The organism is Pseudomonas piscis, assembly GCF_009380155.1.
GTDB classification, from domain to species: domain Bacteria; phylum Pseudomonadota; class Gammaproteobacteria; order Pseudomonadales; family Pseudomonadaceae; genus Aquipseudomonas; species Aquipseudomonas piscis.
The window spans coordinates 26,425-36,862 of sequence record NZ_WHUV01000011.1; the positions used below are offsets into that span (position 1 = coordinate 26,425).

A 10,438-nucleotide genomic window follows, 5' to 3' on the forward strand; every position below is an offset into this window, starting at 1 on the left:
GACAATAAAAATAAGACGAATCGACTCACGCATAACAAAAACAACACGGCGGAGGCGCAGCTAACTGATTCTTTTGAAGAGGCGTTGTATTTGGGGCTTGCCCCACAACCAGGCTGAGAACAACAAAAACTGCCCTAAAGCAGAGCCTGAACTGGTTGGATCGAAAGATCATTGCAACTCAGCGATCAAAGCAATCCGTTTGCTCTTGGCTCCCGATTGGGAGGGCCACTCTGGACAAACCAGATGGCAAGGGCGTTAAACAAAAACAAGAAGCCCGAAACCAATAATAAAAATAGAGCACGCAACTATTCTGGGGGAGCTTCGGCTCCCCTTGTGGTTCCTGGCGTTCAGCCATCGCCTCACCTCCATTCCCACGACTCATCCTGATGGAATGTCCTGTGCATAAGTCGCGGCAGCTTCCTACACCATCCTTCGACTAAATGCTAGAATCCCCGCCCATCATGCGGTCATTCTTCGTTTTGGCCGAACATTCCTTCAAACAGTGCATCCCATGCTGAAGAAGCTGTTCCAGTCATTCCGTTCTCCCTTGCGTCGTACGCAACATAAACGCAGCACCCCTGAAGTGCTCAACAGCAGCCAGCATTCGCTGCAGCGCGCCCAGTTCAGCCGGTATGCGGTCAACATCGTCGAACGCCTGCAGAACGCCGGCTACCAGGCCTACCTGGTGGGTGGCTGCGTCCGCGACATGCTGCTCAACATCACCCCCAAGGATTTCGACGTCGCCACCAGCGCCACGCCGGAACAGGTCCGGGCCGAGTTTCGCAATGCGCGAATCATTGGCCGGCGGTTCAAGCTGGTGCACATCCACTTCGGTCGCGAAATCATCGAGGTGGCGACCTTCCGCGCCAATCACCCGCAGAACGAAGACGAAGAGGACAGCAACCAATCCTCGCGCAACGAAAGCGGGCGGATCCTGCGGGACAACGTCTACGGCACCCTGGAGGATGACGCGCAACGCCGCGACTTCACCATCAATGCCCTGTACTACGACCCGGTCAGCGAACGCATCCTCGACTATGCCAATGGCGTCCACGACATTCGCAACAACCTGGTGCGTCTGATCGGCGATCCGCGCAAGCGCTACCAGGAAGATCCTGTGCGCATGCTGCGAGCGGTGCGCTTTGCCGCCAAGCTGAACTTCGGGATCGAGAAGCACACCGCCGCACCGATCCGCGAACTGGCGCCGATGCTGCGGGAAATCCCTTCGGCGCGCCTGTTCGAGGAAGTGCTCAAGCTGTTCCTCTCCGGCCATGCCGCCGATACCTTCGAGATGCTGGTGGACCTGCAGCTGTTCGATCCGCTGTTCCCAGCCAGTGCCGAAGCCCTGGAATACAACCCGACCTACACCCATACGCTGATCAGCGAGGCATTGGCCAACACCGATCTGCGGATCAAGCAGAACAAACCGGTAACCCCGGCCTTCCTGTTCGCTGCCCTGCTCTGGCCGGCCCTGCCTGCCCGAGTCCTGCACCTGCAGGAACGCGGCATGCCGCCGATCCCGGCCATGCAGGAAGCCGCCCACGAACTGATCGCCGAACAGTGCCAGCGCATCGCCATCCCCAAACGTTTCACCATGCCGATCCGTGAGATCTGGGACATGCAGGAGCGCCTGCCGCGCCGCAGTGGCAAGCGAGCCGACCAATTGCTGGACAATCCACGCTTCCGCGCCGGCTACGACTTCCTGCTGCTACGCGAAAGCGCCGGCGAACAAACCGACGGCCTCGGTGAATGGTGGACCGACTACCAGGACGCCAATGACACCGAACGTCGCGACATGATCCGTGACCTCAGCGGCAAGGACGATGCCAGTGGCGCGCCACGCAAACGCCGGCGCAGCGGTGGTGCCAAGCGCAAGCGGGCCGGCGGCGCCGATACGTCGGGCGAATGACCGATGGAGCGTATCTATATCGGCCTGGGCAGCAACCTGGCGGATCCCGAGGAGCAACTGCGCAGCGCCATCGAGGCCCTGGGGAAGATTTCCGCGAGCCGTCTGCATGGCGTTTCGGCGTTCTACCAAAGCGATTCGCTGTTGCCCGGCCAACCGCGCTTCACCAACGCCGTGGCGGCGCTGGACAGCGCCCTCGAGCCGCTGCAATTGCTCGATGCGCTGCAAGCCATCGAGCAACAACAAGGCCGGGAACGCCACGAACGCTGGGGCCCAAGGACCCTGGACCTGGACATCCTGGTGTTCGGTGATCGGCTGATCGACGAACCCCGCCTCAAAGTCCCGCACTACCACATGCAGGCCCGCCCCTTCGTCCTCTATCCCCTGGCGGAACTGGCTCCGGCCGACCTGCAGCTGGCCGATGGCCGCAGCCTGCGGGAACTGCTCGCCGCCTGCCCATTTGTCGGCCTGGAACGCCAGGCCTGACAGCTGAAACGCATCAGTAACGGCGGTAACACTACCGCCGTAACAATGCGGTAACACATCTAATTGACTTCCAGAGTTCTCCTCACGACTATAGGCGTCCCGTTGCCGCCATCACGGCGTTAAAGGGCGCAATTCAAGTGAAGCTTGTTCGCGGCGAACCCGGGAAACGCCAGGCAGAGGCAGTGATGCAAGGGCGGAGCACCCGTCGGCACGCGACCTTTTTCCACCATGGCAAGCTGTACATGACGCCCCACGGGGGCGTATCCGGGATCGTTCAAATCGCTTGGAAGCAGGCTGTATAAGCACGACAAAAGACCGTGCGCCTGAACAACGAAGAATCACGCGCGTTACTCGCAGTAGTTTCCAAAGCGCCTGAATGAGGACCCCTTTTCATGCCAGACATCACTCTGACCACCCTGCAAAGCCTCAAGCAGAAAGGTGAGAAAATCACCATGCTGACCTGCTATGACGCCACCTTCGCCCACACATGCAACGAAGCCGGCGTCGAAGTCCTGCTGGTCGGCGACTCCCTGGGCATGGTCTTGCAAGGGCACGACAGCACATTGCCAGTCACCGTCGCCGACATGGCCTACCATGTCGCAGCGGTGAAACGCGGCAACAGCGGGGCCCTGATCCTCGCCGACCTGCCCTTCATGTCCTACGCCACCACTGAACAGGCCCTGAGCAGTTCGGCGCAGCTGATGCAGGCTGGTGCGCACATGGTCAAGATCGAAGGCGCGGCCTGGCTGGCCGAACCGGTCCGCCTGCTGAACGAGCGTGGCGTCCCGGTCTGCGTGCACATGGGGCTGACCCCACAGACCGTGAACGTCCTGGGCGGCTACAAGGTCCAGGGACGCAACGAGAGCCAGGCCCGGCAGATGCGTGCCGACGCCATCGCCCTGGAACAGGCCGGTGCGGCCATGCTGCTGCTCGAATGCGTGCCCAGCGAGCTGGCGGCGGAAATCACCCAGGCGGTGAAGATCCCGGTAATCGGCATCGGTGCCGGCAGCGCCACCGATGGCCAGGTGCTGGTGCTCCACGACATGCTGGGCCTGTCCCTCACCGGCCGTTCGCCCAAGTTCGTGAAGAACTTCATGACCGGCAAGGACAGCATCCAGGCGGCGCTGAGCGCCTACGTGCAGGAAGTCAAGGCCGTCACCTTCCCTGGTGCCGAACACGGGTTCTCCGCATGAATACTGTAAAGACCGTGCGTGAGTTGCGCGCCGCGGTTGCTCGCGCTCGCAGCGAAGGCAAGCGTATCGGCTTCGTGCCGACCATGGGCAACCTGCACAGCGGGCACGCCGCGCTGGTGGCCAAGGCCGCACAGCGCGTGGACTTCGTGGTCGCCAGCATCTTCGTCAACCCGCTGCAGTTCGGCGCCGGCGAAGACCTGGACAAATATCCCCGCACCCTCGCCGCCGACCAGGAAAAACTACTCCAGGCTGGCTGCCACCTGCTGTTCGCCCCCACTGTCGAAGAGATGTACCCCGACGGCATGGCCGGACAGACCCGGGTCAGCGTTCCCCAGTTGTCCGAAGGCCTGTGCGGCGGTAGCCGCCCCGGACACTTCGAAGGGGTGGCCACGGTGGTCAGCAAGCTGTTCAACATGGTGCAGCCCGATCTCGCGGTGTTCGGCCAGAAGGACTACCAGCAGCTGGCCGTCATCCGCGCCCTGGTACATGACTTGAACATGCCGATCCAGATCATCGGCGAACCCACGGTGCGAGCCGAGGATGGCCTGGCGTTGTCCTCGCGCAACGGTTACCTGAGCGCAGAACAGCGGGCCATCGCCCCGGTGCTCTATCGCAGCCTGAGCCAGATCGCCGAGGCCATCCGCAATGGCGCGCGCGACTATCCGCAACTGCTGGCCGAACAGCAGCGCCTGCTGGAGGCCGCCGGCCTGCGCCAGGACTACCTGGAAATCCGCCACGCCCGGAACCTGCGCCCGGCCACCGCCGAGGACCGAGACCTGGTGATCCTGGTGGCGGCCTACCTGGGTACCACGCGCCTGATCGACAACCTGCACCTGGACCTCGACACGCCGGCCTGATCAGCCGATTGCCCGAACCCCAACCTTCGGGCAAACTGCCGCCCGCCGGGGCCTGCAGCCAAAACTGCAGGCCCCTTTTCGAGGATCCGACCTAGGGAAAATCCCATGCACGCCATCATGCTCAAGGCCAAGCTGCATCGCGCAGAAGTCACCCACGCCGTGCTTGACTACGAAGGCTCTTGCGCCATCGACGGCGACTGGCTGGACCTCTCCGGCATTCGCGAATACGAGCAGATCCAGATCTACAACGTCGACAATGGCGAACGTTTCACCACCTACGCCATCCGTGGCGAATCCGGCTCGCGCATGATCTCGGTGAACGGCGCGGCCGCACACAAGGCCAAGGTCGGCGATCGGGTAATCATCTGCGCCTACGCCCACTACAGCGAAGCCGAATTGCTCAACTTCAAGCCCCGCATGCTGTACATGGCTCCCGGCAACGAGCTGAGCCACACCAGCCACGCGATTCCGGTTCAGGTCGCCTGACCCCTTAGTTTCTTCACACCGCAAGCCCATGCCGCGCGGTCGGTGCAAAATAGTACCGACCGCAAGTCGGAGAAGGCCGAGACAGGAGCCCAGGCTGGAGTTACTGTTGTCGCCCCGGGTGATTAATCGAATCAGCACAGGGCCGAACGCACCAAGTCCGTGAATCCAGAATGGACGTTCCGGGCTTTTCAGTGTCCAAAAGGCAGTTCAAGCAAAAGGAAAACCGCAGCGATGGCGTACTACCGCACTCCTCACGACGTTACCGCTCTGCCCGCCTGGCAAGCGTTGAAAGACCATCGCCAAGCCATGCAGGATTTCAGCATGCGCGAGGCATTCAATGCCGACCCACAGCGCTTCAGCCAGTTCACCCTGAGCAGCTGCGGACTGTTTCTCGACTACTCCAAGAACCTGATCACCGGCCAGACCCGCGACCTGCTGGTGGACCTGGCCAAGGAAGTCGGGCTGGCCGACGCAATCAAGTCGATGATGACCGGCGAACTGGTCAACGCTTCCGAAGGCCGCCCGGCCCTGCACACCGCCCTGCGCCGCCCGGTAGGCGACAAGCTGTCGGTCAATGGCGTGAACGTCATGCCGGAAGTGCACAAGGTGCTGAACCAGATCACCGAACTGGTGGGCCGCATCCACGACGGCCTGTGGCGCGGCTATACCGAGAAACCCATCACCGACGTGGTGAACATCGGTATCGGCGGCTCCTTCCTCGGCCCGGAGCTGGTATCCGAAGCCCTGCTGTCCTACACCCACAAGGGCGTGCGCTGCCACTACCTGGCCAATATCGACGGCAGCGAATTCCATGAGCTTTCGGCGAAGATCCGTGCAGAGACCACGCTGTTCATCGTCTCGTCCAAATCCTTCAACACCCTCGAGACCCTGAAGAACGCCCAGGCCGCACGCGTCTGGTACCTGGCCCAGGGCGGTTCCGAAGCCGAGCTGCACCGCCACTTCATCGCGGTGTCGAGCAACAACGCCGCCGCCGTGGCCTTCGGCATCCGCGAAGAGAACATCTTCCCGATGTGGGACTGGGTCGGCGGGCGCTACTCGTTGTGGTCCGCCATCGGCCTGCCGATCGCCCTGGCCATCGGCATGTCCAACTTCAAGGAACTGCTGTCCGGCGCCTACACCATGGACCAGCACTTCCAGAGCGCGCCGTTCGAGCAGAACATGCCGGTGCTGCTGGCGCTGCTGGGCGTGTGGTACGGCAACTTCTGGGGCGCGCAGAGCCACGCGATCCTGCCGTACGACCACTACCTGCGCAACATCACCAAGCACCTGCAGCAGCTGGACATGGAATCCAACGGCAAGAGCGTGCGCCAGGACGGTACCCCGGTGGGCACCGACACCGGTCCGGTGATCTGGGGCGGCGTGGGCTGCAACGGCCAGCACGCCTACCACCAGTTGCTGCACCAAGGCACCCAACTGATCCCGGCCGACTTCATCGTGCCGATCGTCAGCTTCAACCCGGTGGCCGACCACCACCAGTGGCTGTACGCCAACTGCCTGTCCCAGAGCCAGGCGCTGATGCTCGGCAAGACCCGCGCCGAAGCCGAGAGCGAGCTGCGCAACAAGGGCCTGAGCGAAGCCGAGGTGCAACGTCTCGCACCGCACAAGGTGATCCCCGGCAACCGGCCGAGCAACACCCTGGTGGTCGAGCGCATCAGCCCACGGCGTCTTGGCGCGCTGGTGGCGCTCTACGAGCACAAGGTGTTCGTGCAGAGCGTGATCTGGGGCATCAACGCCTTCGACCAATGGGGCGTGGAGCTGGGCAAGGAGCTGGGCAAGGGCGTCTACGGTCGCCTGGTGGGCAGCGACGAAACCAGCGCCGAGGATGCCTCGACCCAGGGGCTGATCAACTACTTCCGCGGTCGTCATCGCGGCTGATCGCCACTCTGCGGGAGCCGGCTTGCCGGCTCCCGTTCGGGCCCTGGCCCTTGAACCTTGCCCTCACATGCGCGCACCCTTGAGTCTTGTCGCCAAACAAGCACAAGGAGCCGTCATGTTCGATATCAGCATTTTTCCGAAAGCCGATGCCGTCCGCCAGGCAGCCCAACTGAGCCAGGACGACTACCTCCACCTCTATCGCCAGTCCATCGAGCAGCCAGAACTGTTCTGGGCCGGGCAAGCCAAGCGTTTTTTGCACTGGAGCCAACCCTGGGCCGAAGTGCATCGCCATGACAGCCGCACCGGCCAGGCCAGTTGGTTCCGCGGCGGCCAGCTCAATGTCAGCTACAACTGCATCGACCGCCACCTGGAAACACGCGGTGACCAGACCGCGATCATCTGGGAAGGCGACGACCCTGCCGAATCCTTGCGCATCACCTACCGCACCTTGCACCAACAGGTCTGCCGGCTGGCCAACCTGCTCAAGAGCCGCGGCGTGAAGAAAGGCGACCGGGTATGTATCTACATGCCGATGATTCCCGAGGCCGCCTACGCCATGCTCGCCTGCACGCGCATCGGTGCCGTGCATTCGGTGGTTTTCGGCGGCTTCTCTCCAGAGGCCCTGCGCGACCGGATCCTCAATGCCGATTGCCATACCCTGATCACCGCCGACGAAGGCCTGCGCGGCGGCAAGCTGGTGCCGCTTAAAAGCAACGTCGACAAGGCGCTGCTCAGTTGCCCGGACGTCAGCAACGTGATCATGGTCCAGCGCACCGGCGCAGTAGTGAACTGGGTCGACGGCCGCGACATTCACTATGAGCAGGCCATGGCCGCCAGCAGCGACCAGTGCGCCCCCGAACCGATGGACGCCGAGGATCCGCTGTTCATCCTCTACACCTCCGGCAGCACCGGCAAACCCAAGGGAGTACTGCACACCACCGGCGGCTACCTGCTGCAGGTGGCCATGACCTTCAAGTACGTCATGGACTACCGCGACGGCGAGGTCTTCTGGTGCACCGCCGATGTCGGCTGGGTCACCGGTCACAGCTATATCCTCTACGGTCCGCTGGCCAACGGCGCCACCACGCTGATCTTCGAAGGAGTCCCCAACCACCCCAGCACTTCGCGCTTCTGGGAAGTAGTGGACAAGCATCGGGTGAACATCTTCTACACCGCGCCCACCGCCTTGCGCGCCTTGATGCGCGAAGGTGCCGGACCGTTGCGCAACAGCTCGCGCGCCAGCCTGCGCCTGCTCGGCAGCGTCGGTGAGCCGATCAATCCGGAGGCCTGGGAATGGTATTTCAACGAGGTGGGCGAACAACGCTGCCCCATCGTCGATACCTGGTGGCAGACCGAGACCGGCGGCATCATGCTCAGCCCGCTGGCCAGCACGCGGCAAATCAAGCCCGGTTGCGCCATGACGCCGATGTTCGGCGTGCAGCCGGTGTTGCTGGATGACCAGGGCCAGGAGATCCAGGGCGCCGGTAGCGGCATCCTGGTGCTCAAGGGCAGTTGGCCCGGGCAGATCCGTACCGTCTATGGCGACCCGCAACGCATGGTCGAGACCTACTTCGCGCCTTACCCGGGCTACTACTTCACCGGTGACGGCGCCCGACGCGATGAAGACGGCAGCTACTGGATCACCGGGCGCATCGATGACGTGATCAACGTCTCCGGACACCGCATCGGTACCGCGGAGGTAGAGAGCGCCCTGGTGCTCCACGACAGCATCGCCGAAGCCGCCGTCGTGGGTTATCCCCATGACCTCAAGGGCCAGGGTATCTATGCCTTCGTCACGCCGATGCAGGGGATAGAGCCCGACGCCACCCTGAAGCAGGAACTCCTGGCCCTGATCAGCCGCGAGATCGGCAGCTTCGCCAAGCCGGAGCTGATCCAGTGGGCACCGGCCCTGCCCAAGACTCGCTCGGGCAAGATCATGCGGCGTATCCTGCGCAAGATAGCCTGCAACGAGCTGGACAGCCTGGGCGATACCTCGACCCTGGCCGACCCTGGCGTGGTGCAGGGCCTGATCGATCAACGCTTGAACCTCTGAAAGCGGCGCGGCCCGGCCGCGCCATCGTTTCCCAACAGCAGCGAGCCGTCATGGAATTCATTCGCAGCCGTATCGAAAGCCAGGTCATGAGCCTCTCCGGCCTGTCCCTGGGCCAGCTCGACCTGGAAAACCCCAAGGGCGATCCGGGTCTATTCGGTCCAGGGGCCGTTTGCTGGCAAGTGCATGCCGACTTCAGCAGCATGCTGATCGGCGGCATCAGCGCCCTGTTGCTGCAAGCCCTGCATCCCTTGGCGCTGGCCGGGGTCTGGGACCACTCCAACTTTCGCCAGGACCTGATCGGCCGCCTGCGCCGCACCGGGCAGTTCATTTCCGGGACCACCTTCGGCTCACGCCAGGACGCCCAATGGCTGATCGAGAAAGTCCGTGGCATCCACTTGCACATCACGGGCACCGCCCCCGATGGCCGCCCCTACGCGGCCAGCGATCCAGACCTGCTGACCTGGGTCCATGTAGCTGAGGTCAGCAGTTTCCTGGCGGCCCACCTGCGCTACTTCAATCCGCGCTTGTCCGGCGCCGACCAGGATCGCTACTACGATGAAATCGCCTTGGTGGCCGAGCGCCTGGGCGCCCGCGACGTACCCCGTTCACGACAGGCTGTGGCCGATTACCTGCAAGCCATGCGCCCGCAGTTGTTATGCGACCAGCGCAGCCGCGAAGTGCTGCGCCTGCTGCAGACCGCACCAGCCCCCAGCCGCCTGGCCAAACCCTTTGGCTCGTTGATGATGCAAGCCGGGATCGACCTGCTGCCGGACTGGGCCGGCGAGCTGCTGGGGGTCGAGCAGAGCCCGCTGCAACGCCAGCTGATCCGCGCCAGCATCAAGCGCAGCGCGCCGATGCTGCGCTGGGCGGTACGCGACAGCTCGGCCCATCGTGCCAGGCGACGCATGGGCCTGTAGGCAGCGACTGACCGAGCACAACGCGACCGACCGGTTCGCGATTGGCCGGCCTCCAGGGTTGTGTGCAACCATGATTTTCAGGACTTCCAGCGCCTGGACGACGGGTTCGCCGAACCGCTCCAGGCCCCAGCCATCGAATCTGAGGACCCGACCATGCAAGACGTCGTAATCGTTGCCGCTACCCGCACCGCCGTGGGCACCTTCCAGGGCTCGCTGGCGGCCATTCCCGCCGTCGACCTCGGCGCCGCGGTGATCCGCCAACTGCTGGCCCAGACCGGCATCGACCCGGCCCAGGTCGACGAAGTCATCATGGGCCAGGTGCTCACCGCCGGCGCCGGGCAGAACCCCGCACGCCAGGCCGCGATCAAGGCCGGCCTGCCCCATGCCGTGCCCGCCATGACCCTGAACAAGGTCTGCGGCTCCGGCCTCAAGGCCCTGCACCTGGCCGCCCAGGCCATCCGCTGCGGCGACGCCGAGGTGATCATCGCCGGCGGCCAGGAGAACATGAGCCTGGCCAACTACGTCCTGCCCGGCGCCCGCACCGGCCTGCGCATGGGCCACAGCCAGATGATCGACTCCATGATCAGCGATGGCCTGTGGGATGCCTTCAACGACTATCACATGGGCATCACCGCCGAGAACCT

9 protein-coding genes are annotated in these 10,438 nt (G+C 63.5%); all 9 read left to right on the plus strand.

The window, feature by feature from the left end; genetic code table 11:
• Positions 1-511: 511 nt before the first annotated feature.
• A complete protein-coding gene (locus tag GDH07_RS32045; RefSeq protein WP_053138753.1) occupies positions 512-1,909 on the plus strand; it encodes a polynucleotide adenylyltransferase PcnB in 1,398 nt (465 codons plus the stop codon).
• Between the two features lie 3 nt (positions 1,910-1,912).
• Positions 1,913-2,392 carry a 2-amino-4-hydroxy-6-hydroxymethyldihydropteridine diphosphokinase gene (gene folK, locus GDH07_RS32050; RefSeq protein WP_152899878.1) on the plus strand — a complete coding sequence of 160 codons (480 nt, stop codon included), beginning with the start codon at positions 1,913-1,915 and terminating at the stop codon, positions 2,390-2,392.
• 392 nt (positions 2,393-2,784) lie between these two features.
• Entirely contained in the window at positions 2,785-3,585 is an 801-nt protein-coding gene (panB, locus tag GDH07_RS32055) for a 3-methyl-2-oxobutanoate hydroxymethyltransferase (RefSeq protein WP_103326364.1), read from the plus strand.
• Entirely contained in the window at positions 3,582-4,442 is an 861-nt protein-coding gene (panC, locus tag GDH07_RS32060) for a pantoate--beta-alanine ligase (RefSeq protein WP_152899879.1), read from the plus strand. The genes panB and panC overlap by 4 nt, the downstream gene beginning before the upstream one ends.
• Positions 4,443-4,547: 105 nt before the next feature.
• A complete protein-coding gene (gene panD, locus GDH07_RS32065; RefSeq protein ID WP_058433573.1) occupies positions 4,548-4,928 on the plus strand; it encodes an aspartate 1-decarboxylase in 381 nt (126 codons plus the stop codon).
• A gap of 231 nt (positions 4,929-5,159) precedes the next feature.
• On the plus strand, positions 5,160-6,824 hold the full coding sequence (gene pgi, locus GDH07_RS32070) for a glucose-6-phosphate isomerase (protein WP_152899880.1): 1,665 nt from the start codon (positions 5,160-5,162) through the stop codon (positions 6,822-6,824).
• Positions 6,825-6,939: 115 nt separating this feature from the next.
• Positions 6,940-8,877, plus strand: a complete 1,938-nt coding sequence (gene acs, locus GDH07_RS32075; RefSeq protein WP_152899881.1) for an acetate--CoA ligase — start codon at positions 6,940-6,942, stop codon at positions 8,875-8,877.
• 50 nt (positions 8,878-8,927) lie between these two features.
• Complete coding sequence (locus tag GDH07_RS32080) at positions 8,928-9,794, plus strand: oxygenase MpaB family protein (RefSeq protein ID WP_152899882.1); 867 nt, start codon at positions 8,928-8,930, stop codon at positions 9,792-9,794.
• A gap of 153 nt (positions 9,795-9,947) precedes the next feature.
• A partial coding sequence (locus GDH07_RS32085; protein WP_281356326.1) for a thiolase family protein occupies positions 9,948-10,438 on the plus strand: 491 nt, incomplete at its 3' end.

Excerpts from the sequence above, each read along its gene's own strand:
- folK (WP_152899878.1), top strand. The coding sequence starts at position 1,913 with ATGGAGCGTATCTATATCGGCCTGGGCAGCAACCTGGCGGATCCCGAG.
- panC (WP_152899879.1), top strand. The coding sequence starts at position 3,582 with ATGAATACTGTAAAGACCGTGCGTGAGTTGCGCGCCGCGGTTGCTCGC.
- panB (WP_103326364.1), top strand. The coding sequence starts at position 2,785 with ATGCCAGACATCACTCTGACCACCCTGCAAAGCCTCAAGCAGAAAGGT.
- GDH07_RS32080 (WP_152899882.1), top strand. The coding sequence starts at position 8,928 with ATGGAATTCATTCGCAGCCGTATCGAAAGCCAGGTCATGAGCCTCTCC.
- GDH07_RS32045 (WP_053138753.1), top strand. The coding sequence starts at position 512 with ATGCTGAAGAAGCTGTTCCAGTCATTCCGTTCTCCCTTGCGTCGTACG.
- acs (WP_152899881.1), top strand. The coding sequence starts at position 6,940 with ATGTTCGATATCAGCATTTTTCCGAAAGCCGATGCCGTCCGCCAGGCA.
- pgi (WP_152899880.1), top strand. The coding sequence starts at position 5,160 with ATGGCGTACTACCGCACTCCTCACGACGTTACCGCTCTGCCCGCCTGG.
- panD (WP_058433573.1), top strand. The coding sequence starts at position 4,548 with ATGCACGCCATCATGCTCAAGGCCAAGCTGCATCGCGCAGAAGTCACC.